We start from the raw sequence: 25,499 nt of genomic DNA, 5'->3' as shown, positions 1-25,499 counted from the left end.
GGAGACCTGGGACTGGGAGAGACCTCAGTACCAGCCGGTGGACTGGGAGTGCCCCCAGGCGCCGCAGGGCGTCTTGTAGCGGCCGGCGATGTAGCCGAGACCCCACTTGATCTGGGTGGCTGGGTTGGTCTGCCAGTCGGAGCCCGCGCTCGCCATCTTGCTGCCGGGCAGCGCCTGGGGGATTCCGTAGGCGCCGCTGTAGCGGTTCATGGCCCGCTCGTTCCAGTGGCTCTCCCTGTCCCACAGCTTCTCCAGGCAGCCCCACTCGCCGCCCCAGCCGCGCGCCTCGGCCATCTGCTTGCCGAGCGCCTTGTTGCTGCCGGGGTCCGGGGTGGAGCCGGGCGGGAAGTCGGCCGGGGTGAAGCCGCCGCCGCCGGGGGCCTTCTGGGCGATCTCGACCGGGTCGAGACCCTTCTTCCGGTCGTCGCGGGTGCTCTGCAGCCTGTCCTTGCGCAGCGCCTGGACCGCCTGCTCCTTGAGGATGTCGGTCTCGGGGTCGGGCGCGTTCGGGTCGAGGGCGAGGAAGCTGTCCGGGCCCAGCACCTGCTTGGGCGCGTTGCCGTGCTCGATCGAGGTGCGGACCACGAAGGCCGTCCCGCCCGCGAGCACGGCCACACTGACGCCGAGGATCGCGATCCGCTTGGGAGTCAGCCGGCCCGACCCGGAGCGGCCGTCGGCTCCCCGCCGGGGCCGGGAGGCGCGGGGGCGATCCTTCAACTGCTGACCAGAGCTCACGGCTTATGAGCTTGCCCTGTGGTGGGGGGTGCTCCGCAACCGAATCGTGGTACCTGTTTGGTGACGTCTTGACCCGACCGCCGATCACATGGACTTTCCCCCATAATGTGATTTTGGTCACACTTTGCGCCACAGGGAGAGGCATGGGTGCCCGGCACCAGCCTGCTCCCGCTTCTTGATGATGGCGTGCGGGCGAGGTCACAGGACTGTGACAAATAGGGGAATTGGTGAGGTCCGCACCATAATGACCGGGTGGCAGGCATCCTCCTGGTCGAAGACGACCCCTCGGTCCGTGCCGGACTCGAGCTCGCGCTCACCCGGCAGGGCCACTCGGTGACCGCGTACGCCACCGGCGAGGAGGCCCTCGACCACGTGCGCTCCCGCCGTCCCGAGATCGCCATCCTCGATGTCATGCTGCCCGGCATCGACGGGGTCGAGGTGTGCCGCCGCATCCGCAGGCTCGATCCGCTGCCGATCATCCTGCTCACGGCCAGGGGCGACGACCTCGACGTGGTGGTGGGGCTGGAGGCGGGCGCCGACGACTACGTCGTCAAGCCGGTCGAGCCTCGGGTCCTGGACGCCCGCATCCGTGCCATTCTGCGCCGCCTCGAGTCGGCCTCGCCCGACCGCCTCACCTTCGGCGACCTCGTGATCGACCGCGGAGCCCTCAAGGTGAGCCTCGCGGGCAAGGAGATCCACCTCACCCCGACCGAGCTGCGCCTGCTGCTCGAACTGGTCCGCCATCCCGGTCAGGTGCTCAACCGCCGCTACCTCCTGCGCGCCGTCTGGGACCACACGCACGTGGCGGACTCGCGGCTGGTCGACGCGTGCGTGCAGCGCATCAGGGCCAAGATCGAGCCGGTGCCCGCCGACCCCGTCTACATCCACACCGTGCGCGGCTTCGGGTACCGCTTCAGCCCGCCATGACCCCGCCATGACCTGGGTGCCCACCGGGCTGCGGGCCCGGCTGGTGATCACCTTCCTGCTGGTGGCGGTCACCGCGTCCGCCATGGTGGCGGGCCTGGGATACCAGATCGTCCGCCGGGGGCTCCTGGAGCGCGCGGAGCGGGGTGCCGTCGCCGACGTGCGCGAGACGCTGTCCAGGATCACGCTGCCGATCGGCGCGAGCGACGTGGTCTGGCCGAGCGACACCACCGTCACCGACGAGGACCTCGGCGGGGTGGTGCAGGCACTCGAGGCCCCGGACCGGACCGTCATCGTGACCTACGGCGACCACCGGCGCTCCAACACCGGCGCCAGGTTCACGATGACCGACGTGCCCGACCAGCTCCGCTGGCAGGCGGCCCGGCGGCTGGTCTACCAGAGGGTGCTGTTCGGGGACCATCCGTGGCTGATCGTCGCCACGCAGATCCAGCGGGCCACCCGCGACGGCGTGCTGCGCCCGACGGGCCTGACGGCCTACGTCTTCGTGCCGCTGTCGGAGGAGGAGGCCGTGCTGTCCCGCCTCAGGGCCGCCCTCGCGCAGGCCGGAGGCATCACGCTCGTCCTGGCGCTGACCCTGGCCCTGCTGTCGGCCCGGCGGGTGCTGCTGCCCGTACGGCGGCTGGGCGCGGCCGCCCGCGCCCTCGGCGCCGGTGAGCTGCAGGTCCGCCTCCCCGTACGGGGCAGGGACGAGCTGGCGGAGCTGACCGCGACGTTCAACGAGACGGCGGCGGCGCTGGAGGACACCGTCTCAGAGCTGCGGACGCTGGAGTCGATGTCGCGGCGGTTCGTCGCGGACGTCTCGCACGAGCTGCGCACGCCGCTGACCGCGATGACCGCGGTGACGGACATGCTGTCGGAGGACGCCGAGGACCTGCCGGACGACGCCGGGGAGGCCGTGCGGATCGTCGTCCGCGAGATCGACAGGCTGCGGGTGCTGGTCGAGCACCTCATCGAGATCAGCCGGTTCGACGCGGGCGCCGCCACGCTCCGCCGGGAGACCGTCGACGTGGGCGACACGCTGGCCGACTGCCTGGAGGTGCGGGGCTGGGCCGACCGGGTGAAGCTCACCGTGCCCGTCGGGCTCACGTTCTCCCTGGACGCCCGGAGGTTCGACGTGATCGTGGCCAACCTCGTCGGCAACGCGCTCAACCACGGTGCGCCCCCTGTGGTGGTGAGCGCGCGGGTGGCGGTCGGCGGCGAGAATCACGGAGCGCTCGAGGTGACCGTGCGCGACCACGGGAGCGGCATCCCCGAGCAGGTCCTCCCCCACGTCTTCGACCGCTTCTACAAGGCGGGCACCGACCGGGCCAGAAGCGTGGGCAGCGGTCTCGGCCTGGCCATCGCCAAGGCCAACGCCGAGCTGCACGGCGGCTCGATCACGGCCGAGCGCTGCGACCCCGGCACCCTCTTCCGCGTCTGGATCCCGAAACCATGAGCAGGAGACGGATCAGACGCGCGGCCGCGGCCCTGCTCGCGGGGCTGCTCATGGCGCCGGCGGCCTGCGGGGTCGCGCCGACCGGGGTGGTCGACGCCGGTCCGGCGCCGGTCATCAGCGGCACCCCCACCCTCGTCACGATCTACCTGCTGCGGGACGGCCGGCTGTGGCCCACCCGGGTCGCGGCGCGCTCGCCGCACGTCAACGACGTGCTGGACGCGCTGTTCGCGGCCAGCGGGCGGACGTCGAACCGGCTGTCCACCGCGCTGACCGGGCTCACGCTGGCCCAGGTGCAGCTCGTTAGGTACGCCCCGGACGCGGGCAGCCGCAACGACCCCGACAACACCCTCAGCCTGCGCGTACGGCTGTTCGTGAGCGGCTGGAAGATCACCAGGACCGCCATGGCCCAGATCACCTGTACGGCGCGGCTGCGCCCGGAGATCTGGGCCGTGGAGATCGCTCACGCGACTCCCGACAGGAACGGCCCCCTGAAGGTCCACACCTGCCGGGAGTTCTGGGATCTGGCCCCCAAGGACGGCCATCTCCCCCCGTGACGTGATCTGATCAGAGCGTGATGTTCTCCAGCATCTCGGTCACCAGGGCGGCGATCGGCGACCGCTCGGACCTGGTCAGCGTGATGTGGGCGAACAGCGGGTGGCCCTTGAGCTTCTCCACCACGGCGACGACGCCGTCGTGCCGGCCCACCCGCAGGTTGTCACGCTGGGCGATGTCGTGGGTGAGCACGACCCGCGAGTTGGCCCCGATGCGGGACAGCACGGTCAGCAGCACGCCGCGCTCCAGCGACTGCGCCTCGTCCACGATCACGAAGGCGTCGTGGAGGGAACGGCCGCGGATGTGGGTCAGCGGCAGGACCTCCAGCATGCCCCGGTCGATGACCTCCTCGATCACCTCGGGGGACGTCACCGCGCCCAGCGTGTCGTAGACCGCCTGGGCCCACGGGCCCATCTTGTCGTTCTCCGAGCCGGGCAGGTAGCCGAGCTCCTGGCCGCCCACGGCGTACAGCGGGCGGAAGACAATGATCTTGCGGTGCTGGCGGCGCTCCAGCACCGCCTCCAGGCCCGCGCACAGCGCCAGCGCGGACTTGCCGGTGCCGGCACGGCCGCCCATCGAGACGATGCCGACGTCGGGGTCCATCAGCAGGTCGAGCGCGATCCGCTGCTCCGCCGACCGGCCGTGCAGCCCGAAGACCTCACGGTCGCCCCTCACCAGACGTACCGACTTGTCCGGCAGGACGCGGCCGAGCGCGGAGCCGCGGCTCGACAGCAGCCGCAGGCCCGTGTGGCACGGCAGCTCGCGCGCCTCGTCGATGTCGGCCGTGCCGACCTCGAAGAGGGCGTCCATCTCCTCCGTGGTGACCTGGAGCTCCGCCATGCCGGTCCAGCCGGACTCGACCACCATGCCGGCGCGGTACTCCTCCGCGCTGAGGCCGATGGACGCCGCCTTGACCCGCATCGGAAGGTCCTTCGACACCAGCACCACGTCCTTGCCCTCCGCCGCGAGGTTCTGTGCGACGGTGAGGATGCGGGTGTCGTTGTCGCCCAGGCGGAAGCCCGCCGGGAGGCAGGACGGATCACTATGGTTCAGCTCGACCCGGATGTTCCCGTCGCCGATCGGCATGGGCTCATCCAGCCGTCCGTACCGCACTCTGAGGTCATCGAGGAAGCGCAGCGCCTCCCGGGCGAAGTAGCCGAGCTCGGGGTGGTGGCGCTTGGCCTCCAGTTCCGTGATGACGACGATCGGGACGACGACCTCGTGCTCGGCGAAGCGGCTCATCGCCGCCGGGTCGGCGAGCAGGACGGACGTGTCCAGAACGTAGGTGCGGGATGTGGACGGGTTGCTCGAGGACACTGCCACGCGTTCTCCCCCGGGCGCCTGAGGTGGGCGCCCTGCCTTGACTGGTGGTGAACGGACCGGGCCCGTGACCTGCGAAGGCAGGCCGGGGCTCCGGCCCTCCTCGCATGGTGGTCGCGCAAGGACGGGCCCTCTCCCGAGGTGGTGGCCGCCGATCCCCTCGACGGCCGCTCAGCTACCACGTTACGTAACGAATCTCCCCAGCCCAATAGGTTTACGCAGGCTAAAAGATGCTGGTCACGTACCGTCTCAGGAGCCGTACCGACGGTGCCGTGCGGCGTACGAGCGGAGCGCCCGCAGGAAGTCGACTCTGCGGAAGTCGGGCCAGTAGGCCTCGCAGAAGTAGAACTCGGAGTGGGCGCTCTGCCAGAGCAGGAATCCAGAGAGTCGCTGCTCTCCCGAGGTCCGGATGACGAGATCCGGATCGGGCAGGCCGCGCGTGTAGAGATGCTCCGCGATGTGCTCGACGTCGAGGACCTCGACGAGGTCCTCGATACTCGCGCCCTTGCTGGCATGCTCCTGGAGGAGGGAGCGCACCGCATCAGCGATCTCACGCCTTCCTCCATACCCAACGGCAACGTTCACAATCAGGCCGGGACGATGCGATGTGGTTTCTTTTGCGTGTTTGAGGACACGAGCCGTGTGATCGGGCAGAAGGTCGAGCGAGCCCATGGGGTTGAGGTGCCATCCCTGGTCCACGAGATCCTGCACGAGGTTCTCGATCACCTGGAGCAGCGGCTCGAGCTCGGCCTTGTCCCTGGCGAGGTTGTCGGTGGAGAGCAGCCACAGCGTCACGTACTCGACCCCGGCCTCGCGGCACCACACCAGCAGCTCGGAGATCTTGTCGGCGCCCTTCTGGTGGCCCCGGCTGACGTCCCGCAGGCCCATGGCCCGCGCCCACCTGCGGTTGCCGTCCACGATGACGCCGACGTGGCGGGGAATCTGGTCGGAGGACAGCGTCCGTTCGAGCCTGCGCTCGTACAGCTTGTACACGAGATCGCGCATGCGACCCTCTTCCTCGCGACGGTGGGGCTCGATCACCAATTATCGCGGGCGAACCGGCATGCCCTGCCCTCCTCAGGCTTTCCTGGGCACGGCCGGAGTAACCCGCTTCGCGGTCAGAGACGCCGGCGTGCCCGCAGCCAGGAGGCGAAGTCGCGTGCGTCCGCCCTCGACCCGCCCTCGGGCTTCACGTGTTCCGCGGCGTACGCGGCGAACAGACCGGCGAACTCGGCCCCGAGAGCCTCGGCCAGGTCCGGGGCGGCGCGGGCGACCGAGCCGCGCCGCTTGGCCAGCAGCCCGTGGGCCTGGACGGCCAGCCGGCGGGGGTCGAAGCCGTCCGGCACGCGGCCGCCCGCCACCAGGGCCGCCAGCAGCTCCGCCTGGGCGGCCGCCAGCGCGGCCCGCGCCTCTGCCGGGGCCTCAGGCGACGCCGGAGACGCAGCCGACGCCGGGGACGCAGGCCACGCCGCCGGCTCAGGCACGGGACACCGCCTCCCGGATGCGGCCCAGCTCGCCCGCCAGGGCGCTGTCGCCGGGATAGGCGTCGTCCCACTCCAGCAGCACCCCGGGCGGCGTCACCCGGCCGCACAGCTCGGTCAGCAGGTCGAGCACCTCGGCGGGAGGCGACGCGGTGTGCGTGTCGTGCCAGAGCCCGTCGTGGGCGTGCCCGCCCGCCACGTGCACGTACGCGACGGCCTCCAGCGGCAGCTCGTCGAGCGCCCGCCGCGCGTCCAGGCCGAGGTTGACCTGGTTCGTGTAAAGGTTCGCCACGTCGACCAGCAGTTTCACGCCTGTCCGCTCGACCAGCTCGCCGAGGAACTGCGCCTCGGTCAGCTCGTCGTCCGGCCAGCCGAACAGGGCCGCCACGTTTTCGAGCGCGAGCGGCACCGGGAGCGCGTCCTGCGCCTCCCGCACGTTCTCCACGACCACCGACAGTGCCTCCCGGGTGCGCGGGACCGGCAGCAGGTGACCGGCTTCCACGCTCCCGGCCCGCACGAAGGCCACGTGCTCGCTCACCAGAGGGGCGTCCAACGCCTCGGCGCACGCCGCGAGGCGCGCCAGCCGGGCCGGATCGGGTCGGTGCGCCCCGCCGACGCCCAGGCCCACGCCGTGGGGCACGACGGGCATCCCGGCGGCGCGGAGCACGGCCAGGGACTCGGGCAGCCGGGCCGGATCGACGTTCTCGACGATCACTTCGACGAACCCGACGCCGGGCAGCCGCTCCACCGTGAGATCGATCTCCGGCCGCCAGCCGATCCCGACACCGAGACCGGCCCCCTGGCCGCCGCCCTGGCCGGCACCGGCGGCGTCCCCCTTGTGCTTCCCGGCACGCCTGCCGGACGGCAGCCACCTGCCGAACCGGCGCTCAGCCACCGCCGCACCCGCCGCCCCCGCAGCCACCCCCGCAACCACTGCTTCCGCAGCCGCTCGAGCCGCCGGAGCCGCACCCGCTCGAACCGCAGCTCGCGTGACCCGCGCCGCCGTCGCTCGGGGCGTAGTCTCCGCCCGAGGACCCGCCGCCCCCGTCGAAGGATCGGCGGGCGAGGGCGTCCTCTGCCGCGATCTGGCCCGCGAGGTGCGGGTCGCCGAGCTCGCCCAGGCCCCATAGAGCGATGGTTGTGACCGCGGCGACACCCGCCGCACCGCCCACACCGAGCGCCCCGGCGGTTCCGTGCGCGAGAACTCCCCTCGGGTGCCTTTCGCGCGCCTGCCGCAGCGCCTCCTCGCCCGCATGGCTCAGCGGGTCCCGCAAGGACGCGGCGTACGTGACGGATGCGATCAGGGCGTATCCGTCGGAGATCGCGGCGATCGCGAACGCGGCCCAGCTCGCCGTGTCGGAGGCGACGGTCCCGGTGAAGACGATCAGCACGAACGTGACGGCCGCGGCGGCGAAGGCGAGCACCGCGAGACCGCGCAGGCGCGCGTTGAGGCGGCGCGCTCCCTCCAGAGAGCCGTCGGGAAGCAGGTAGCCCTGCGCGATCAGGCGTCCCTTCAGCGCCGCCATCGCGGAGCCGTCGCCCGCGCGGCGTCTGATCTCGGCCGCGCTCGCCCCGCCGGGCCGCGTGGCCAGGTCGAGCACGGCCTGCTCGACGGGATCGGCGGAGGTGGCGGGAGCATCCGCCACGGCGGTGACCCTGCCGCCGCGGGCGACGCGCACATACTCGCGGACCGCCAGCGAGGCGAGCGCCGTGTTGACCGCCCGGGCCGGCCCGCCCGCCAGGAAGGCCAGCTCGTAGGCGTCCAGGTCGAGCCCGGACGCCGCGGGCACCGATGTGGCTCTTCGCCGCTCCCTGCCGACGGCGAGAGCGGTCGTGACGACGAGTGCCGCGATTATCGCCGCGGCGACGACGAGCACCAGTTCCACGTACGCCCTCCTCTGGGGAGAAGGAGGGGCCCCCGAACCGGGCCGGACGGCCCGCGCCCCGTCTATCCCGTAGACGAAGCCTTCACGGGGAAAGTTCCGTCCGAAGGGAGCGGGTGCGCGGGCCGTACGCGTGGATCAGCGAGCCGCTGGACTCAGCCGAGCCGCTGGAGCAGGGCGCGGTACTCGTCCCACAGCTCCTTCGGCATGTGATCGCCGAAGGTCTCGAAGTAGGGCGGGATCAGCGCGGCCTCCTCGCGCCACACCTCGGGGTCGACGCCGAGCAGGAGCTCCATGTCCTCGGGCGCGATATCGAGGCCGTCGGTGTCGAGCGAGGCCGGCAGGTTGCCGATCGGCGTGGGCACGGCGTCGGCCACGCCGTTCAGCCGGTCGACGATCCACTTGAGCACCCGGCTGTTCTCGCCGAAGCCCGGCCACAGGAAGCGGCCGTTCGCGTCCTTGCGGAACCAGTTCACGTAGTAGATCCTGGGCAGCTTCTCCGGGTCGGTCATCCTGCCGATCTCGAGCCAGTGCCCGAAGTAGTCGCCCATGTTGTAGCCGCAGAACGGCAGCATCGCGAACGGGTCGCGGCGCAGCTCGCCGACCTTGCCCTCGGCCGCCGCGGTCTTCTCCGAGGCCACGTTGGCACCCAGGAAGACGCCGTGCCGCCAGCTCAGCGACTCGGTCACCAGCGGCACCGCGGTCGCCCTGCGGCCGCCGAACAGGATGGCCGAGATCGGCACCCCGGCCGGGTCCTGCCACTCGCGGGCGATCGTCGGGCACTGCTCGGCCGGAGTGGTGAACCGGGCGTTCGGGTGGGCGGCGGGCTCGCCGGACTCCGGCGTCCAGTCACGGCCCTTCCAGTCGGTGAGGTGCGCGGGCGGTTCGTCCGTGAGGCCCTCCCACCAGACGTCCCCGTCGTCGGTCAGCGCGACGTTCGTGAAGATGCTGTTGCCCCACAGCGTCTTGATCGCGTTGGCGTTCGTCGACTGGCCGGTCCCGGGCGCGACGCCGAAGAAGCCGGCCTCCGGGTTGATGGCGTACAGCCGGCCGTCGGGGCCGAAGCGCATCCAGGCGATGTCGTCGCCGATCGTCTCGACCTTCCAGCCCGGGATCGTGGGCTGGAGCATGGCGAGGTTCGTCTTGCCGCACGCCGACGGGAAGGCCGCGGCGACGTACCGCGCCTCGCCCTGCGGCGGCGTGAGCTTGAGGATCAGCATGTGCTCGGCCAGCCAGCCCTCGTCGCGGGCCATCGTGCTGGCGATCCGCAGCGCGTAGCACTTCTTGCCCAGCAGCGCGTTGCCGCCGTAGCCCGAGCCGTACGACCAGATCTCGCGGGTCTCCGGGAAGTGGCTGATGTACTTGGTCTGGCTGCACGGCCACGGCACGTCGGCCTGGCCGGGCTCCAGCGGCGCGCCCACCGAGTGAACGGCCTTGACGAAGTCGCTGTGCTCTTGGTCGCGCTTGCCGCGGCCCTCGTCGGCTCGTGCCTCGCTCTCTCGGGCCTTTCGCGCCGCTCCGCGCTCCTCGATGAGGCGCAGCGCCTCGTCTCCCATCCTGGTCATGATCCGCATCGACACCACGACATACGGCGAGTCGGTGATCTCGACGCCGAGCTGCGAGATGGTCCCGCCCAGGGGGCCCATGCAGAACGGCACGACGTACATCGTCCGGCCCCGCATGCAGCCCTTGAACAGGGTGGCGAACGTGCGGCGCATCTCGTCGGGCGCGATCCAGTTGTTGGTCGGCCCGGCGTCCTCCTCACGCTCGGAGCAGATGAACGTGCGGTCCTCCACACGGGCGACGTCGCTCGGGTCCGAGGCCGCGTAGAAGCTGTTGGGACGCTTGACCAGCCGCTTGAGGGTGCCCTGCTCGACCAGAAGGTTGGTCAGGCGCGTCCATTCGGCCTCGGAGCCGTCGCACCATTCGATCCGGTCCGGCTGGGTCAGCTCCGCGATCCGCGTCACCCAGGCCGCCAGATCGCTGTGAGTGGTGGGCGTCGGTACCTCTACTGAAATGGACACGGGGGCGGCTCCTTAATCTCTCAGGGCCAGAGCATCATCAGCGAAAATGGCTTCCGAATCCAATTGGAGTAGACCATCGTGTTTCCACTCCGTTAAATCGGCGCCATTCTCCACTTCGCGACCTCGGACAGCATCGGCGCAGGCAGCAGCCGTGATGTTGTGGGACCTTACCCACTCTGGCCCTGTTGAAAAAACGTCCTTCTCCCCCTTACCCGCCTGGCCGGGCTTACACATTGGTATAGGCCAATTCGAATGGTCCAGACCTCTTCGGGAATTGGTTCAGTCCAATCCGCCGGGGCCTTCCGCCCTGATCCGGTCCACATGCTGGAGGGCATCGCGCAGGTCAGCGAGCCACGTGTCGGTGTGTCTGCCGACGAGCCTGACGCACCAGGCCAGCGCGTCGCTGCGGCTGCGCGCGACACCCGCGGCGACCAGGGTGTCGAGGACCTGCCGTTCCGGCTGGCGCAGCCGGGTCATGACGGGGACGGAAAGAGTGGTGAACATCACTGTCTCGTCACCGACGACGACGCCCCAGGAGACCTTGCGGCGGAAGCGGTGCTCGGCCTCCCTGGCGATGTCGATCCTGCGCTCGCGCGTCTCCTCACGGAACCGCTCGACGTACCCCTCCATCGCCGCCGCACGCTCCACGTCGGGGAGCCCTTCGGCCACCGACAGCGGCGGAAGCGTGCCCAGGACGCTGATCTCCTCGCGGTCCACCACGACCTTGGGGGACTCGGCGAACCAGTCTTCCGGCAACCGGCCGGCGAACCAGGCGCTCAACTGCTCTTCTGAATTCATGTAATCAACATTACATCGCTGCGCATCGATGGCCGAGATTGACAGTAGCCACTTTTTGAGAGTTACTTTCAAAATATGGCTACTCTCACTTCTCGGTGGTGGGCGCTCGGCGCCCTCGTGCTGAGCGCCCTGGTCATCGGCATGGACGCGACGGTGCTCAACGTGGCGCTGCCGACGCTCGCGGCCGATCTGCACGCCACGACCGGCGACCTGCAGTGGATCGTGGACGCGTACATGGTTCCGTTCGCCGCGCTGATGCTTCCGTCGGGCGCGATCGGAGACCGCTTCGGGCGCAGGCGCCTGCTGCTGGCCGGCCTGGCGGCCTTCGGGATCGCGTCGGTGTTCGCGACGTTCGCCACGAGCACGGGCACCCTGGTCACGGCCCGTGCGCTCATGGGCGCGGGCGGCGCGGTGATCATGCCGCTGGCGACCTCGATCCTGCCGGTGATCTTCCCTCCGGCCGAGCGCGGGCGCGCGATCGCCGTCTTCACCGCCGCCATGGCGCTCGGCCTGCCCCTCGGCCCCATCGTGGGCGGCTACCTGCTCGACCACTTCCGGTGGGGCTCGATCTTCCTCGTCAACATCCCCGTGATCGTCGTCGCGGTGGCGGCGGCGGCCGTGTTCATCCCCGAGTCACGTGATCCCGCCGCGCCCCGGATCGACGTCCCCGGCGCGCTGCTGTCGGTGACGGGCCTGGCGGCGCTGGTATACGGCGTCATCGAGGTCCCGGCGCGCGGCTGGGGCGACCCCCGCGTGCTGGCCGGTCTCGGCGCAGGGGTGGCGCTGCTGGCGGTGTTCGTCCGCGTCGAGGCCCGCGTCCGGCAGCCGATGACGGATCTCGGCCTGTTCCGCAACCGCGTCTTCGTGTGGGGCGCGGCCGGCGCGACGTTCGTGAGCCTCGGCATGTCGGGTGTGTTGTTCGTCGTCCCGCAGCACCTGCAGGCCGTGCTGGGACACGACGCCTTCGGCACCGGCGTACGGGTGATCCCGATGGTGGCCGGGCTCATGCTCGGCGGCCTGACCGGAGAGCGGCTCACGGCGCGCCTCGGCCTGCGCGTGGTGATGCCGGCGGGCCTGGTCGTGCTCGCCGCCGGTTTCGGTCTGGGCGCGACGACCTCGATGTCCTCCGGATACGGGTTCGTCGCGGCGTGGCTGGCCATCCTCGGCGCGGGCGTGGGCCTGGCCATGGTCCCCGCCATGGACGGCGTGCTCGCCACGCTGCCGGAGGAGCGGTCGGGCTCGGGATCGGCGACCCTGCAGACCGTACGTCAGGTCGGCGGCGCGCTGGGCGTGGCCGGCCTCGGCAGCGTGCTCTCGGCGGCGTACGCCTCCGGACTGCCGGAGGGCGTCCCGGAGGCGGCGGGCGACTCGATCACGGCGGCGGTGGCCCTGGCCGCGCGCACGGGGAACGCCGCGCTCCTGGACGCCGCCAGGGAGGCGTTCCTGAGCGGCATGGACTTGGTCCTGCTGGTGTGCGGCGCCGCGTCGGCGCTGGCCGCCGTCCTGGTGGCGGTCTTCCTACCGGGCAGTACGGCCGAGGACGGAAAGACGGCAGAATCGGGGCATGAGCTCACCACAGCGCGCTGACCGGACCCCGCACCCCTCCGATCGCGTTGTCACGAGCCTGCGCGAGCGCAAGAAGGCCAAGACCCGCAGGACCATCCAGGAGGAGGCCCTGCGGCTGTTCGCCGAGCAGGGGTACGAGGCCACGACGGTCGAGCAGATCGCGGAGGCGGCGGAGGTCTCCCCGAGCACGTTCTTCCGCTACTTCCCCACAAAGGAGGACGTGGTCACCCAGGACGACTACGACCCGATCCTCATGGAGGCGATCAAGGCCCAGCCGGCGGACCTGCCCCCGCTGGCCGCGCTGCGCGCCGCGTTCCGCACCGCCTTCGAGTCGATCGGTGCCGAGGAGCTCGATCAGGTCCTCGCCCGGACCAAGCTGTCCACCTCCGTGCCCGCGCTGCGGGCGCGGACCGTGGAGGGACTGTTCGCCACGATCGACGTGCTTGCGGGCGCGATGGCCGAGCGGGCGGGCCGCGACCCCCGCAGCCCCGCCGTACGGACGCTCGTCGGCGCGGTCATGGGGGTCATGCTCCCGGCACTGTTCACGTGGGTGGAGCAGGACGGCAGGACGCCGCTGCCCGTGCTGCTCGACGAGGCCCTCGGCTACCTGGAGGCCGGGCTGCCGATCTGATCGGGCGCCACCCGCAGGACGATCTTTCCCTGGATGTGCCCGCGCTCCGCCCGCTCGTGGGCCTTCGCGGCCTCCGCGAGCGGGAAGACCGAGTCGATGCCGACGCGCAGGCGGCCCTCTTCGAACAGGCGTCCCAGCTCGGCCATCTGCTCTCCGTCCGAGTGGACCTGGCCGGATCGGAACGTGATGCCCAGCTCGGCCGCGCGCTCCCGGTGGTAATCGCCGTGGAAGACCGGGCTGATCACGCCGCCGGGCCGCAGCACCGGCAGAAAACGGTGGGCGTCCGGGCCGCCCACGCAGTCGATGAGCACGTCCACGTCCCGCACCTCGTCCTCCACACGGGTGGTCGTGTAGTCGAGGAACTCGTCGACGCCCAGCTCGCGCAGGAACGTCTCGTGCCGCCCCGAGGCGACCCCGATGACGTACGCGCCCTGCGACTTGGCGAGCTGCACCGCGAAGTGCCCGACTCCGCCGGCCGCGCCGTTGACCAGCACCCTGCGGCCCTCGTCGAGCTTGATGTGATCGAAGACGTACTGGTAGGCGGTGAGCCCCGCCATCGGCACGGCGGCCGCCTCCACGTGGCTGAGACCGGCCGGCTTGCGGGCCAGCTGCGACGCGGGCGAGGTGGTGTACTCGGCGTATCCCCTTCCCCCGTTCTCCATCTCCAGGGAAGGGAAGCGTACGAGGCCGAACACCTCGTCGCCCTCCTGCCACGGGGTGACGCCGTGGCCGACGGCGGCGACCACGCCGGAGATGTCCGTACCCGGCGTGTACGGCAGAGGGAGCGTGGGCCGCAGGGCCTCCGGGATGTTCGAGAAGCCCTTGCGGGCATACCAGTCGGGCGGATTCAGCCCGGCCGCGTGCACGCGGACGAGCACGTCTCCCGTTCCCGGCTCGGGGCGGGGAACCTCCTCCACCGCCAGAACGCCGGGCTCGCCGGTCCTGTGCATGCGGACGGCCTTCATCGCGGGCATCGAACCTCCTGTTGATTCGGAGCAGTGCTCCAGATAATAATCGGAGCACCGCTCCGGATGTCAATGCCCCGGATGCCGAGGTGCGAGGATCGACGCATGACAGGCCGGCAGCAGCGCGCGGACGCGCAGCGCAACTACGAGCGCATCCTGGAGGTCGCCAGAACCGTGGTGGAGGAGCAGGGGACACAGGCGTCCCTGCGCGACATCGCGCGCCGCGCCGAGGTGGGCATGGGCACGCTCTATCGGCATTTCCCCACCAGAGAGGCGCTGCTGGAGGCGTTGCTCCGGCAGCGGTTCGACCGGCTGGCGGCCCGCGCCGGGGAACTGGAGGGCGCGGGCGACTCCCACGAGGCGCTACGGCAGTGGCTGCGGGAGTTCCTCGGGGGCGCGAGCACCTACCGCGGCCTGACCGCCTCGATGATGACGACGATCAGCGACGAGGGCTCTCCCCTCCACGCGTCGTGCTCCGCGATGCGGGAGGCCGCGGGACGCCTGGTCGAACGGGCCCAGGACGACGGCCGCATCCGGCCCGACGTCGACGGGATGGATGTGTTCGCGCTCGTCAGCGCCGTCGGCTGGATCGCCGAGCAGGGCCCGGTCGTCGCCGAGCGCAGCGAGCACCTGTTCTCGCTGGTGCTGGACGGACTGGCCGCCGGCGCGGTCAGCGGACGCGCGCGGAGATCTGCGGACTGACCCGGACGACCCCGGCGAGGTTCTTGGTGTAGACGTTCGCGATCTTCACGACGTCGCCGGTGTGTGGAGCGTGCAGCATCTTCCCGTTGCCCCAGTAGATGGCGACGTGCGAGATGTAGCCGGGGTTGGTCGGATCGTTGCGCCAGAACAGCAGGTCGCCCGGCTGCGCCTGCGACAGCGGCACCTGCGGGCCGGTGACCCACTGCTGGTACGTCACCCGCGGCATGCGCACGCCCGCCTGCGCGTACGCCCACTGCACGAGCCCGGAGCAGTCGAAGCTGTCGGGCCCCTCGGCGCCCCACACGTACGGCCGGCCGAGCTTGCCGACGGCCGCCGTGAGCGCGACCTTGAGCTGCTCCGCGGACATGAACGCGGTCTGCGGCCACACCGTGCGTCCCTTGGGCGTCACCACCACCGGGTTGATCGTGGCGACCTGACTGCCCTTGGGCAGGATCTTCAGCAGCCTGAGGCGGAGCTTGCGGGAGTCGACCTTCGGCGCGCTCACGACCAGGGCGTTGCCGTCCGGGATGCCGAGCGCCGCCGCCGTCCCCTTCGAGACGATCGCCGCGATCGAGCCCATGCCCACCGTGGCGTACGCGCCGATGCGCAGGCGCCTGGCGCCGCTGTGGACCTGCGAGCCCAGCTGCACGCCGCCGTCGTTGCCGAGTTCGAAGGAGACCGCCATGTCGCCGGCGGCGATGTTGCGCCACAGCTCGTCGGAGGAGGCCGTCACCTTCGGCGTGTACGACCGGAAGGTGGACGGGTCGACGCCCATCGTCGGCACCCGCTTGCCGTCCACGGCCACGTCGGCCGCGCCGGTCACCTCGGCGGCCGTCACGCCCTTCGCCTTGCGCACCTTCTCCACCACCTCGGGGGGAAGGGGCCGGTTGGCCACCACGAACAGGTGCGGGCGGATCAGCCGCTCCAGCGGAGCCACCGGCTGCTGCGTCACCGTCTGGGCGGCCGGGGCCTGGCGTTCCGGGGGCAGAGCCGACACGTCGCGGGCCTGCCGGGCCGCCGCCACGTAGCCGTGGCCCGTGCGCCGCTCGGACAGGGCCGTGACCACGCCCGAGTTCGTGGATTCCGACCCGAGCTCGCCGAGCACGAGCACGTCGACCGTGAGCACGGTGACGAGCGCCACGGCGATGAGGGGAACCGTCTTGCGCAGGCGCCCCGGGCGGGGCAGGCGGGGGCGATAGGCCAGATCCTGACGAGCCTCGGACACGGCTCTCGCGAACTTCCTGCCTAAACGGGCGGACGGACGCGCTCGGCGGTCGAGCACGCTCTCACCCCTCCCGCGGCGAATGGTCCGGTCCACGACGAGACTGCCGCACGGCCGGGAATACCGCAAACCATTCCGGAATTCCCGGCCGGGGCGAAAAGGGTGGAGCCTAGTTGCCGATGTACGGAACGGCCTCGAGGATCTCGACGGTGTTCTGCCTGCCGTTGGGCAGCGTGTACGTCGCCTTCTCCCCGATCTTCTTGCCGTTGATCGCGGACCCGAGGGGGGAGTTCGGCGAGTAGACGTCGATGGGCGCGCCGCTCTCCTCACGGGAGGCCAGCAGGAAGGTGACCTCCTCGTCGTCGCCGTCGAAGCGGACCGTCACGGTCATGCCGGGACCCACGATGCCCTCGGCGCGAGGGGCCTCACCGACCCTGGCGCTGTCCAGGATCTGCCGGAGGTGGAAGATGCGGGCCTCCATCTTGCCCTGCTCGTCCTTGGCGGCGTGGTAGCCACCGTTCTCCCTGAGGTCACCCTCTTCCCGGGCGGCTTCGATCTTCTTGGCGATGTCCGTGCGACCCGGGCCCGAAAGGTACTCGTACTCCTCCTTGAGGCGGTCGTACGCCTCTTGCGTCAGCCAGGTGACGTTGTCGTTCTGGGAGACGGCCACGGGCTCTCCTTGTTTCCGTAAGTGACTCGAAAGGCTGTCAAGTTAACGCCTTCGAACGCTTCCCCAAAGATTCCACTATACGAGATCGCAGTAGTCGACATGTACCGCTGTGGCCTGGGAACTCGTCCTCAACCGTTCGGTGAACTCGAGGTCCGACCGGCCCTCGGGAATGTCGATCTCACGGCTGCCGACCTCCAGGTGCTGGGTGTCGAGTGCCTGGATCCGGCACATCGCCGCCCGGTCGGCGGGCTTGTGCACGGTGAAGGTGATGACGGCGGAGTCCGCTGCGCTCGCGTCGAAGGTGATCACGTCGGCGCTCACCGAGGGGTTCCCGTTCGCGCGGAGCATGACATAGCCCCAGCCGCCCGCCATCACCGCCACGATCAGCGCGATCACGATGTACGGCACCAGCCTGGCGGGCCGCGCCGGGCGGGGCGCGAAGTCGTCCGGCGTGCCGAGCACCGGGCGTGTCCCCCGGCCGCCGGCCTCATCGGTGGGCATCGCGGAATCTCCCTGAGGATTGTCGGTGTTGTGCGAGACGATCGTCCGCACAAGTCGACCGTGTCGGCGACGCGGGCCATACCGGGTCCGGAACGCACGGTCCCTTAGAAGCTAACCTCTTTTCGTAGCCATAGAACACCTGAGGAGAGACGTGAGTGCACCGTTGAGGCTGATGGCCGTGCACGCGCACCCAGACGACGAGTCGAGCAAGGGCGCCGCCACGATGGCCCGCTACGTCGCGGAGGGCGCGGAGGTGCTCGTCGTCACATGTACGGGTGGTGAACGCGGCTCGATCCTCAACCCGAAGATGGACCGGCCGGACATTCTGGAGAACATGGGCGAGGTGCGCCGCCAGGAGATGGAGAAGGCGCGCGAGATCCTCGGCGTCCAGCAGCGTTTCCTCGGCTTCGTCGACTCCGGGCTGCCGGAGGACGAGAACGAGCCGCTGCCCGAGGGGTGCTTCGCGCTGCAGCCGCTCGAGGTGGCGTCGGCGCCGCTCGTGGCCGCCGTCCGGGAGTTCCGGCCGCACGTGATCCTCACGTACGACGACAACGGCGGCTACCCGCACCCGGACCACATCATGACCAACCGGGTGTCGGTCGAGGCGTTCGAGGCGGCCGGCGACCCCGACCGCTACCCCGGCACGGGTGAGCCGTGGCAGCCGCTGAAGCTCTACTACCACATGGGCTTCACCCGGGAGCGGTTCGAGGCGCTGCACAACGTCATGACCGAGCGCGGCATGGGCTCGCCGTACGCCGACTGGATCGCGCGGTGGGAGGACCGGCCGCAGAAGTGGGAGGTCACCACGAAGGTCCCGTGCGGGGAGTACTTCGAGATCCGCGATCTCGCCCTGCTCGCGCACGCCACGCAGGTGGACCCGGACGGGTTCTGGTTCGTCTGCCCGCGTGAGCTGCAGGAGGAGATCTGGCCGACCGAGGACTACCACCTCGCGCGGTCGCTCGTGGACACCACGTTGCCGGAGGACGACCTGTTCGCGGGGATCGCCGCCGAGGTCACCCCTGCCTGCTCGTAAGCTGAAGGCGTGGATGCAACCAGCTACGGGCCGGGTCTCCTGGGCTTCATCGTCGTCGCCGCGATCGGTCTGGCCCTGTTCTTCCTGTTGAAGAACATGAACAAGCAGATGAGGAAGATCCAGGTGCCGCACGACCACCACGAGGACGAACGGCGCGGGAACGGGCCCGAGGCGTGAGCGCGGGCGCCCGGGTCGTCGACAACCCCGCCGCGTCGCGTTACGAGATCATCGTCGACGGCGTGGTCGCCGGGTTCGCGCAGTACCGGTTGCGGGACGGCTCGATGGTCCTCCCGCACACCGAGGTGCGCGACGAGTTCGAGGGCCGCGGGCTGGGCGGCAGGCTGGTGGGCGGGGCTCTCGACGGAGCGCGGGCGGCCGGCCTGCGGGTCGTGCCGTTGTGCTCGTTCGTGGCCTACTACATCCAGCGGCATCCGGAATACCGCGATCTGGTGGACGACGACTACCGGGACCTGGTCGACACGCCCGGCTGATCCCTCAGCCGGGCGGTGTGGCCTTCAGCCCGGAGCTCAGTCGGGCAGCGCGGGGCCCGAGGACCAGGCGCGCTCCAGCGCCTTGGGCAGGCCCCACCAGCCCAGCGGGGTCAGCACCTCGGCCCGGTCCACGATGCCGAGGTGCGCCCACAGCGGCGTCACCGCCGTGAACAGCATCTCCGTCGCCTCCAGGTCCTCCGGCTCGTCGGGGTCCATGTCGACGTCCTCGGAGTCGGCGATGAACCGGGCGATCCGCTCGGGCGAGGCGAGCACCCCCGGGCCGTACCGGACCAGGGTGATCACCGACGCGAGCCAGTCGGCGTGGTGGATGGCGCACAACGAGGCCAGTATCGAGTCCTCGTGGCTGAGCTCGCCCTCCATGTCGAAGAACCGGGCGGCGTCCTCCTCGTCCGGAAGGTCGGAGATCGGCGCGGCGATCCCGGCGGCGACGGTGAGCCACAGGTCCTCGTCCCGTTCGGGCAGCTCGCCGTCCTCCAATCCGGCGCAGGCGCGCAGCACGTTGCCCGGATAGCCGGGCCGGGTCAACGTCACCCGCAGCCGCCGCGCGGCCGAGCGGAGATCGTCCGCCGGAAAGGGCGGCTCCGGAAGGTCGTCGAGCACCCGCCGCAGCTCGCTCAGCGCGAACGCCTCCTCCTCGTCCCAGGCGGCGTACAGCTCCTGGTCCTGCTCGTCGTTGACCACGACGTTGGGCACCCGGCCGTCCGGCAGCGCAGTGCCGAGCCAGCGCTCCTGGAGCTCCTCGTAGGCGTGCCTGGCGCCGGGATCCCCCGCGGCCAGCGCGTCCGCGTCGATCTCCCCGGCCGCCAGCCGCTCCTCCAGGAACTCGACCAGCCGCTCGTACATCTCGGTGGCCACCGGACCGCGCTCGCTCTCCTCGGGCCACAGGAAGTAGCTGCGGGTGAGCATGATCGGCTCGGTTCCGCTGGACTCCAGCCAGCGCTGCACGTCGCCGACCGTCGCCACACCGGACTCGATGCTCATCAGCACGGCTTTGGCCGACTCCCAGAACCGGGGCGACAGCGGGTTGCCCGCCGCGAGCAACTGGCGCCGCAGGTCGGGAAGGGCGACCAGGGCCTGTCCGGACGGCACGGCCAGCAGCACCCGCGCGACGTCGCGCCGCGTCATGGCGGCCGCGGGACGTCCCGAGTGCCTGATAGCGAAGTCCAGATCCAAGCCCACGTCCTGTGAGCCTACGCCGGGACGGGCCGGAACACATCCCCGCGGTCCCCCACGAGTTCCCCCGGACGTGGCGGCTCGCCCGGGCCGGGGCGTGTCCGCGAGCGAAAGTTGCGGCGGTAGGTGTCCGGAGGCACGCCGACCGTGCGGTTGAAGTGCCGGCGCAGCGTCGTGGCGGTGCCCATGCCGGTGGCCTCCGCGATGGCGTCGATGCCGTCGTCGGTGGTCTCCAGCAACTCCTGGGCGTGGCGGATCCGCTGGGTCAGCAGCCATTGCAGCGGGGTGGTGCCGGTGACCGACCTGAAGTGGCGGCTCAGATTGCGCGAGCTCATCCGCGCCTGTCGGGCCAGGTCCTCCACGGTCAGCGGATGGTCCAGCCGTTCGATCACCCAGGGGAACAGTTCGGCGAGCGGATGGTTGTCGGGCGCGGGCACCGGGGTGGTGACGAACTGGGCCTGGCCGCCGTCCCGGTGCGGCGGCACGACCAGGCGGCGGGCCACCGTGTTGGCGACCGAGGAGCCGTGGTCGAGGCGGACGAGGTGCAGGCACAGGTCCATGGCCGCGGCCTTGCCGGCGGAGGTGAGCACGCTGCCGTTGTCCACGTACAGGACGTCCGGGTCCACGTGCACGTGGGGGTAGCGGGCGGCCAGATCCCGGGTGTGCGCCCAGTGCGTGGTCGCGCGCTTCCCGTCCAGCAGGCCGGCGGCGGCCAGCACGAAAGCGCCCGTGCAGAGGGAGGCCACCCGTGCGCCCGCCTCGTGGGCCGCGCGCACCGCGTCGACAAGAGCGGCGGGTGGATCGACGTCGACGTCGGCCCAGCCCGGGACGATCACTGTGTCGGCGTGCCGGAGCCGGTCGAGACCGTGGTCGGGCTCCAGCCGGAACCGGCCGGCCCGCACGGCGCCCGGCCCGCAGACGACGAGGCTGTACCAGGGATCGGCCACGTGGGTCAGGTCGGTCCCGAAGACCTCGTACGCCAGCGACAGCTCGAAATGCAGCATCCCGTCGGTGACGGCCAGCGCGACAGTGCTCATGTCCGGAATTGTATGGGTAATGGCGTTCCAGACACTCGTGGGAGACACCCGTCCTCGTCAGGATGTCCACGACAGATCGCAGCGGATCGTTTGAGAAGTTTGACGAGGAGGAGAACCGATGGGATCGGGTCTCACGGTGGCGGTGTTCGGCGCGTACGGGCACACCGGGCGCTTTGTGGTGGCACAGCTGCGGGATCGCGGGTTCGTTCCGGTTCTGTCCGGGCGCGACGCCGGCAAGCTGAAGATGCTGGCGTCCGAATCCGGGCTGGAGGCCCGCACGGCGTCGGTCGACGACCCGGCCTCGCTCGACCGCACACTGGCGGGTGCGGCGGCCGTGATCAACTGTGCCGGGCCCTTCGCCGCGACGGCCGCTCCCGTGATCGAGGCGGCACTGCGCGCCGGGATCCCGTACGTGGATGTGGCGGCGGAGATCGAGGCCAACGTCGACACGTTCGCGAACTTCGCGGACCGCGCCCGCGCCGCGGGAGCCGTGATCGTCCCCGCTATGGCCTTCTACGGCGGTTTCGGCGACCTGCTGGCCACCGCCGCGATGGGCGACTGGACGGCGGCCGACGAGGCGCACGTCGCGTACGGGCTGAGCAGCTGGCACCCGACCGCCGGGACACGTGCCGCGGGCGTGGTCTCCGGGCAGCGGCGGGGCGGCCGGCGCGTCCGTTACACGAACGGCCGGCTGGAGTATCGCGACGACAAGGCGCCGACCCTGGAGTGGCCCTTCCCCGACCCGATGGGGCCTCGGGCCGTCATCGGGGAGTTCACGATGGCCGACGTCGTCACCATTCCCAGCCACCTGCCCATCCCCGATGTGCGCACCTACATGACGGTCGAGGCCGCCAGGGACCTGTCGGACCCGGACACGCCGGCGCCGGCCCCGGTCGACGAGCGTGGGCGGTCCGCCCAGACCTTCCTCGTCGACGTCGTCGTGCGCTCCGGCGGCAGCGAACGGCGCGCCGTGGCGAGAGGCCGGGACATCTACGCCGTCACCGCGCCGCTCGCGGTGGAAGCGGTCGACCGCGTACTCACCGGACGGACCAGGACCGTCGGCGTCGCCTCCGCCGGCGAGATCTTCGACGCCCTCGACTTCCTCCGCGCGCTGTCCCCGTACGTCTCCCTGGAACTGCGTCCGTAGCGGGTGGACCGCCACGTCGTCCTCACTCGATCGTCCTTTTCCGGCGGTGTGAGAGGCTGACCCTATGAACCGGCTGGGTGGCGAGACCTCTCCCTACCTCCTGCAACACGCGGACAACCCGGTGGACTGGTTCCCCTGGGGCGAGGAGGCGTTCGCGGAGGCGCGCGGGCGTGACGTCCCCCTGCTGATCAGCGTGGGCTATTCGGCGTGCCACTGGTGCCACGTGATGGCGCACGAGTCGTTCGAGGACGAGGCCACCGCGCGGCTGATGAACGAGTTGTTCGTCAACGTCAAGGTGGACCGCGAGGAGCGGCCCGACGTGGACGCCGTCTACATGGGCGCGGTCCAGGCGATGACCGGGCAGGGCGGCTGGCCGATGACGGTCTTCGCCACCCCCGACGGGCACCCGTTCTACGCCGGCACCTACTTTCCCCGGCCGCACTTCCAGCGGCTGCTGCACGCCGTCTCGCAGGCGTGGGGGCAGGACCGGGAGGGCGTCCTGGCCCAGGGGGAGAAGGTGGTGGAGGCGCTCGCCGAACGCACCGGGGCGCCCTCGGGCCCGCTGCCCACCGCCGAGACCCTCGACCTCGCCGTACGCAACCTCGCGGAGACCTTCGACGAGCGGCGGGGCGGATTCGGCGGGGCGCCCAAGTTCCCGCCGTCCATGGTCCTGGAGTTCCTGCTGCGGCACGGCACCCGGGAGGCCGCGGCCATGGCGGAGACGACCATGGAGGCGATGGCCAGGGGCGGCATGTACGACCAGCTCGGCGGGGGCTTCGCCCGCTACTCGGTCGACGCCGGCTGGGTGGTGCCGCACTTCGAGAAGATGCTCTACGATAACGCCCTGCTGCTGCGGGTCTACGCCCACTGGTGGCGCGCGACCGGTTCGGTCCTGGCCAAGCGGGTGGTCCTGGAGACCGCCGAATGGCTGCTGCGGGAGATGCGCACGCCCGAGGGCGCGTTCGCCTCGGCCCTCGACGCCGACAGCGAGGGACCGGACGGCGCCCACGGCGAGGGGGTGTTCTACGTCTGGACTCCCGATCAGCTCCGCGAGGTCCTCGGGGAGGACGATGCCGTCTGGGCCGCATCGGTGTTCGAGGTGACCGGCACGTTCGAGCACGGCATGTCGGTGCTCCAGCTCCTCGCCGACCCCGACGACCCGGCCCGGTTCGACCGGGTCCGTACGGCCCTGCGCGCCGCGCGGGAGCGGCGGCCACGGCCCGGCCGGGACGACAAGGTCGTGGCCTCCTGGAACGGGCTCGCGATCGCCGCCCTGGCCGAGGCGGGCGCGCTCTTCGACCGGCCGGACCTGCTCCAGGCCGCACGCGAGGCGGCCGTACTGCTCGACGACCTGCACACGGTGAGCCGCGACCCGGCCCGGCTGCTGCGGACCTCCCGCGACGGCCGGGCGGGGGCCAACGCCGGCATGCTGGAGGACTACGCCAACACGGCCGAGGGCTTCCTCGCCCTCTATGGCGTCACCGGCGAGAGCCGGTGGTTCCACCGCGCCGGAGACCTGCTGGAGACCGTGCTGACGCGGTTCCCCAACGGATCGGGGGGGTTCTACGACGCCCCCGACGACGGTGAGCGGCTGTTCCAGCGGCCCCAGGACCCGACGGACAACGCGACGCCCTCGGGTCAGTTCGCGGCGGCGGGGGCGCTGCTGTCGTACGCCGCGCTCACCGGTTCGGCCCGGCACCGGGAGGCGGCCGAGGCGGCGCTGGGCACGGTCTCCGCGCTGGCGGAGCGGTACGCCCGGTTCGCCGGGTGGGGTCTCGCGGTGGCGGAGGCCGCGCTGCGCGGCCCCGCCGAGGTGGCGATCGTCGGCCCGGCCGACGACGCCCGCACCCGCGCGCTGCACAGGGCGGCCCTCATGTCCGGCACGCCGGGGCTGGTCGTCGCGCTGGGCACGGGACAAGTCAGCACAGGAGAAGTCAGCACTGGAGAAGCCGGCACAGGAGAAGCCGACACGGGACACGCGGGCAGCGTGCCGGTGGACGTGCCGCTGCTCGAGGGGCGGGGCATGGTCGACGGCTCTCCCGCGGCCTACGTGTGCCGGCGGTTCACCTGCCGGGCGCCGGTCACCACGCCCGCCGAGCTGCGCGCCGAACTGGCCCAATAGAGGCGACACCGCGCAAGCGGCAGGGCGGCAGGTCCTCAGGCGTGGCCGCCGACCAGATCGCCGGCCGCCTGGACGAAGGCGCGGACGCGTGCCGTGGAGTTGTCGGTTCTCCACAACAGACCCCATCGCAGCGGTGGGGCGTCGCTGAACGGGATGTAGGCGACGTCGGGCCGGACGTAGTAGCGCCTGGCCTGCGCGCCGACCGGAAGGACACCGTGGCCGGCGCCGATGAGGGTGAGCATCTCGTTGAACGTGGCGGCCGAGGGGCCCGGTTCGATCACCCGTCCGGAGGGCGTGGTGCGCGGGGTGCGGTCTTCGCGCAGGGAGTCGGGAAGCGTGCCGGGGAGCTGGAGCAGGGGAACCCTGGCCAGGTCCTCCAGGGAGACCGACTCCCGGCGGGCGAACGGGTGCCCGGACGGCACCGCGAGCATGCGCGCCTCTGACACCAGGACCGGCCCGGTGGCGATGCCGGGCTCCTCAACAGGGAAGGTGCCCAACGCGACGTCGACCTCGCCGTCGCGCAGCCAGGGCATGAGATCGACCATCTGCGCCTCCCGGAGCTGAACGTCGCAACCGGGCTCGCGCCGCCGCAGGAGTTCGGCCGCCCCGACGAGCAGTTGCCCGCCGGCGGCGCCGACGAAGGCGACCCGCAGCGTGCCGGTGAGGCCACGGCCTGCGGCGACGGCCTGCTCGAACGCGGAGATGATCTGCAGCCAGGCGGGCCGCACCTCCTCGTGCAGCCGGCGTCCCAGCGGGGTCAACTCCACCCGGCGGCTGGTGCGGTCGAACAGCGGGACGCCGACACGGCGTTCGAGCTTGGCGATCGTCTGGCTGATCCTGGAGGTGGACACGCGCAGGCGTTCGGCTGTGCGGCCGAAGTGCAACTCCTCGGCGAGGGTGAGGAACGCCTCCAGCTCGTGCCGCTCCAGCATGATCCCCCCATCGTTAACTCAGACTTCACGATCATTGCACAGGACCGCGTTGATCGGCTTCCTGCTCCGGTCGAGAGTGGACCCGTTCAGAAACCCCTCTGACCTGCGGCGGG

General features: G+C 71.1%; 26 protein-coding genes. 11 read left to right on the top strand and 15 right to left on the bottom strand.

What is annotated here, in order from left to right; genetic code table 11:
* Nucleotides 1–24: 24 nt before the first annotated feature.
* Nucleotides 25–717: a lytic transglycosylase domain-containing protein gene (locus HHX35_RS17835; protein WP_220505548.1), complete on the bottom strand. Its 693-nt coding sequence runs from the start codon at nt 715–717 to the stop codon at nt 25–27.
* Nucleotides 718–987: 270 nt separating this feature from the next.
* On the opposite strand from HHX35_RS17835, the gene HHX35_RS17830 reads away from it, so the two are divergent.
* The 3 genes from HHX35_RS17830 to HHX35_RS17820 are packed head-to-tail and all read left to right on the top strand — an operon-like array spanning nt 988 to nt 3,669.
* Nucleotides 988–1,662 (top strand): response regulator transcription factor, encoded by a 675-nt coding sequence (locus HHX35_RS17830; RefSeq protein WP_079315655.1) that lies wholly within the window; start codon nt 988–990, stop codon nt 1,660–1,662.
* Between the two features lie 7 nt (nt 1,663–1,669).
* Nucleotides 1,670–3,115 (top strand): cell wall metabolism sensor histidine kinase WalK, encoded by a 1,446-nt coding sequence (locus HHX35_RS17825; protein WP_182899913.1) that lies wholly within the window; start codon nt 1,670–1,672, stop codon nt 3,113–3,115.
* Nucleotides 3,112–3,669, top strand: coding sequence for a hypothetical protein (locus HHX35_RS17820; RefSeq protein WP_182899912.1), 558 nt, complete (start codon nt 3,112–3,114; stop codon nt 3,667–3,669). Before HHX35_RS17825 ends, HHX35_RS17820 begins: the two co-directional genes overlap by 4 nt.
* A gap of 10 nt (nt 3,670–3,679) precedes the next feature.
* Here HHX35_RS17820 and HHX35_RS17815 read toward each other — a convergent pair whose 3' ends face one another.
* From HHX35_RS17815 to HHX35_RS17785, 7 genes are all read right to left on the bottom strand, one after another.
* On the bottom strand, nt 3,680–4,990 hold the full coding sequence (locus HHX35_RS17815; RefSeq protein WP_182899911.1) for a PhoH family protein: 1,311 nt from the start codon (nt 4,988–4,990) through the stop codon (nt 3,680–3,682).
* Between the two features lie 246 nt (nt 4,991–5,236).
* Nucleotides 5,237–5,992, bottom strand: a complete 756-nt coding sequence (locus tag HHX35_RS17810) for an isoprenyl transferase (protein ID WP_182899910.1) — start codon at nt 5,990–5,992, stop codon at nt 5,237–5,239.
* 113 nt (nt 5,993–6,105) lie between these two features.
* Complete coding sequence (locus tag HHX35_RS17805; protein ID WP_182899909.1) at nt 6,106–6,471, bottom strand: hypothetical protein; 366 nt, start codon at nt 6,469–6,471, stop codon at nt 6,106–6,108.
* On the bottom strand, nt 6,464–7,363 hold the full coding sequence (locus tag HHX35_RS17800) for a DUF692 domain-containing protein (RefSeq protein ID WP_310739152.1): 900 nt from the start codon (nt 7,361–7,363) through the stop codon (nt 6,464–6,466). The genes HHX35_RS17805 and HHX35_RS17800 overlap by 8 nt, the downstream gene beginning before the upstream one ends.
* Nucleotides 7,356–8,354 (bottom strand): TIGR04222 domain-containing membrane protein, encoded by a 999-nt coding sequence (locus tag HHX35_RS17795; RefSeq protein WP_182899908.1) that lies wholly within the window; start codon nt 8,352–8,354, stop codon nt 7,356–7,358. The genes HHX35_RS17800 and HHX35_RS17795 overlap by 8 nt, the downstream gene beginning before the upstream one ends.
* A 152-nt stretch (nt 8,355–8,506) precedes the next feature.
* Entirely contained in the window at nt 8,507–10,375 is a 1,869-nt protein-coding gene (locus tag HHX35_RS17790) for a phosphoenolpyruvate carboxykinase (GTP) (RefSeq protein ID WP_182899907.1), read from the bottom strand.
* 279 nt (nt 10,376–10,654) lie between these two features.
* The gene (locus HHX35_RS17785; RefSeq protein WP_182899906.1) at nt 10,655–11,173 is read right to left on the bottom strand and encodes a hypothetical protein; all 519 of its coding nucleotides are present in this window, start codon (nt 11,171–11,173) and stop codon (nt 10,655–10,657) included.
* Between the two features lie 75 nt (nt 11,174–11,248).
* Between HHX35_RS17785 and HHX35_RS17780 the strand changes: the two genes are divergently transcribed.
* Nucleotides 11,249–12,760 (top strand): DHA2 family efflux MFS transporter permease subunit, encoded by a 1,512-nt coding sequence (locus HHX35_RS17780; RefSeq protein WP_182899905.1) that lies wholly within the window; start codon nt 11,249–11,251, stop codon nt 12,758–12,760.
* Complete coding sequence (locus HHX35_RS17775) at nt 12,738–13,370, top strand: TetR family transcriptional regulator (protein ID WP_182899904.1); 633 nt, start codon at nt 12,738–12,740, stop codon at nt 13,368–13,370. Before HHX35_RS17780 ends, HHX35_RS17775 begins: the two co-directional genes overlap by 23 nt.
* Here the strand turns inward: HHX35_RS17775 and HHX35_RS17770 are convergent.
* Nucleotides 13,343–14,344, bottom strand: a complete 1,002-nt coding sequence (locus HHX35_RS17770) for an NADP-dependent oxidoreductase (protein ID WP_259405149.1) — start codon at nt 14,342–14,344, stop codon at nt 13,343–13,345. The genes HHX35_RS17775 and HHX35_RS17770 overlap by 28 nt on opposite strands.
* 96 nt (nt 14,345–14,440) lie before the next feature.
* Between HHX35_RS17770 and HHX35_RS17765 the strand changes: the two genes are divergently transcribed.
* Nucleotides 14,441–15,037, top strand: coding sequence for a TetR/AcrR family transcriptional regulator (locus tag HHX35_RS17765; RefSeq protein ID WP_139577343.1), 597 nt, complete (start codon nt 14,441–14,443; stop codon nt 15,035–15,037).
* On the opposite strand, the gene HHX35_RS17760 is transcribed toward HHX35_RS17765, so the two are convergent.
* The 3 genes from HHX35_RS17760 to HHX35_RS17750 all read right to left on the bottom strand — a co-directional run bounded on the left by HHX35_RS17760 (nt 15,006) and on the right by HHX35_RS17750 (nt 17,430).
* The gene (locus tag HHX35_RS17760; protein WP_240809185.1) at nt 15,006–16,262 is read right to left on the bottom strand and encodes a C40 family peptidase; all 1,257 of its coding nucleotides are present in this window, start codon (nt 16,260–16,262) and stop codon (nt 15,006–15,008) included. The genes HHX35_RS17765 and HHX35_RS17760 overlap by 32 nt on opposite strands.
* Before the next feature lie 166 nt (nt 16,263–16,428).
* On the bottom strand, nt 16,429–16,929 hold the full coding sequence (gene greA, locus HHX35_RS17755) for a transcription elongation factor GreA (RefSeq protein ID WP_139577342.1): 501 nt from the start codon (nt 16,927–16,929) through the stop codon (nt 16,429–16,431).
* Nucleotides 16,930–17,004: 75 nt separating this feature from the next.
* On the bottom strand, nt 17,005–17,430 hold the full coding sequence (locus tag HHX35_RS17750; protein ID WP_182899903.1) for a DUF4307 domain-containing protein: 426 nt from the start codon (nt 17,428–17,430) through the stop codon (nt 17,005–17,007).
* 151 nt (nt 17,431–17,581) lie between these two features.
* Here HHX35_RS17750 and mca point away from each other — a divergent pair, with 151 nt between their 5' ends.
* Genes mca through HHX35_RS17735 form a run of 3 tightly spaced genes read left to right on the top strand, consistent with a single transcriptional unit; the run spans nt 17,582 to nt 18,954 of the window.
* Nucleotides 17,582–18,463 (top strand): mycothiol conjugate amidase Mca, encoded by an 882-nt coding sequence (mca, locus tag HHX35_RS17745; RefSeq protein WP_139577340.1) that lies wholly within the window; start codon nt 17,582–17,584, stop codon nt 18,461–18,463.
* A gap of 9 nt (nt 18,464–18,472) precedes the next feature.
* Entirely contained in the window at nt 18,473–18,640 is a 168-nt protein-coding gene (locus tag HHX35_RS17740; protein ID WP_167538770.1) for a hypothetical protein, read from the top strand.
* Nucleotides 18,637–18,954: a GNAT family N-acetyltransferase gene (locus tag HHX35_RS17735; protein WP_182899902.1), complete on the top strand. Its 318-nt coding sequence runs from the start codon at nt 18,637–18,639 to the stop codon at nt 18,952–18,954. Before HHX35_RS17740 ends, HHX35_RS17735 begins: the two co-directional genes overlap by 4 nt.
* A gap of 36 nt (nt 18,955–18,990) precedes the next feature.
* Here the strand turns inward: HHX35_RS17735 and HHX35_RS17730 are convergent, their stop codons facing one another.
* Together HHX35_RS17730 and HHX35_RS17725 are read right to left on the bottom strand one after the other, a co-directional pair.
* The gene (locus HHX35_RS17730) at nt 18,991–20,154 is read right to left on the bottom strand and encodes a hypothetical protein (protein ID WP_310739151.1); all 1,164 of its coding nucleotides are present in this window, start codon (nt 20,152–20,154) and stop codon (nt 18,991–18,993) included.
* An 11-nt stretch (nt 20,155–20,165) separates the two neighbouring features.
* Nucleotides 20,166–21,185 (bottom strand): helix-turn-helix domain-containing protein, encoded by a 1,020-nt coding sequence (locus HHX35_RS17725; protein WP_182899901.1) that lies wholly within the window; start codon nt 21,183–21,185, stop codon nt 20,166–20,168.
* A 118-nt stretch (nt 21,186–21,303) separates the two neighbouring features.
* On the opposite strand from HHX35_RS17725, the gene HHX35_RS17720 reads away from it, so the two are divergent.
* Nucleotides 21,304–22,332: a trans-acting enoyl reductase family protein gene (locus HHX35_RS17720; protein ID WP_182899900.1), complete on the top strand. Its 1,029-nt coding sequence runs from the start codon at nt 21,304–21,306 to the stop codon at nt 22,330–22,332.
* Between the two features lie 64 nt (nt 22,333–22,396).
* Nucleotides 22,397–24,454, top strand: coding sequence for a thioredoxin domain-containing protein (locus HHX35_RS17715; protein WP_182899899.1), 2,058 nt, complete (start codon nt 22,397–22,399; stop codon nt 24,452–24,454).
* A gap of 35 nt (nt 24,455–24,489) precedes the next feature.
* On the opposite strand, the gene HHX35_RS17710 is transcribed toward HHX35_RS17715, so the two are convergent.
* On the bottom strand, nt 24,490–25,386 hold the full coding sequence (locus tag HHX35_RS17710) for a LysR family transcriptional regulator (protein ID WP_182899898.1): 897 nt from the start codon (nt 25,384–25,386) through the stop codon (nt 24,490–24,492).
* Between the last annotated feature and the right edge of the window lie 113 nt (nt 25,387–25,499).

It is taken from the genome of Microbispora sp. H10830, from assembly GCF_014161375.1.
Taxonomy (GTDB): Bacteria; Actinomycetota; Actinomycetes; order Streptosporangiales; family Streptosporangiaceae; genus Microbispora; species Microbispora catharanthi.
Note: the sequence above shows the minus strand (reverse complement) of the source record. Positions and strands in the feature narration are given on the sequence as shown.

What these genes read in the sequence shown, in the direction of transcription:
- HHX35_RS17785 (WP_182899906.1), bottom strand. Translation starts at nt 11,173, where the DNA reads ATGAATTCAGAAGAGCAGTTGAGCGCCTGGTTCGCCGGCCGGTTGCCG.
- HHX35_RS17750 (WP_182899903.1), bottom strand. Translation starts at nt 17,430, where the DNA reads ATGCCCACCGATGAGGCCGGCGGCCGGGGGACACGCCCGGTGCTCGGC.
- HHX35_RS17770 (WP_259405149.1), bottom strand. Translation starts at nt 14,344, where the DNA reads ATGCCCGCGATGAAGGCCGTCCGCATGCACAGGACCGGCGAGCCCGGC.
- HHX35_RS17765 (WP_139577343.1), top strand. Translation starts at nt 14,441, where the DNA reads ATGACAGGCCGGCAGCAGCGCGCGGACGCGCAGCGCAACTACGAGCGC.
- HHX35_RS17720 (WP_182899900.1), top strand. Translation starts at nt 21,304, where the DNA reads ATGGGATCGGGTCTCACGGTGGCGGTGTTCGGCGCGTACGGGCACACC.
- HHX35_RS17710 (WP_182899898.1), bottom strand. Translation starts at nt 25,386, where the DNA reads ATGCTGGAGCGGCACGAGCTGGAGGCGTTCCTCACCCTCGCCGAGGAG.
- HHX35_RS17725 (WP_182899901.1), bottom strand. Translation starts at nt 21,185, where the DNA reads ATGAGCACTGTCGCGCTGGCCGTCACCGACGGGATGCTGCATTTCGAG.
- HHX35_RS17715 (WP_182899899.1), top strand. Translation starts at nt 22,397, where the DNA reads ATGAACCGGCTGGGTGGCGAGACCTCTCCCTACCTCCTGCAACACGCG.
- HHX35_RS17775 (WP_182899904.1), top strand. Translation starts at nt 12,738, where the DNA reads ATGAGCTCACCACAGCGCGCTGACCGGACCCCGCACCCCTCCGATCGC.
- HHX35_RS17780 (WP_182899905.1), top strand. Translation starts at nt 11,249, where the DNA reads ATGGCTACTCTCACTTCTCGGTGGTGGGCGCTCGGCGCCCTCGTGCTG.
- HHX35_RS17825 (WP_182899913.1), top strand. Translation starts at nt 1,670, where the DNA reads ATGACCTGGGTGCCCACCGGGCTGCGGGCCCGGCTGGTGATCACCTTC.
- HHX35_RS17820 (WP_182899912.1), top strand. Translation starts at nt 3,112, where the DNA reads ATGAGCAGGAGACGGATCAGACGCGCGGCCGCGGCCCTGCTCGCGGGG.
- HHX35_RS17810 (WP_182899910.1), bottom strand. Translation starts at nt 5,992, where the DNA reads ATGCGCGATCTCGTGTACAAGCTGTACGAGCGCAGGCTCGAACGGACG.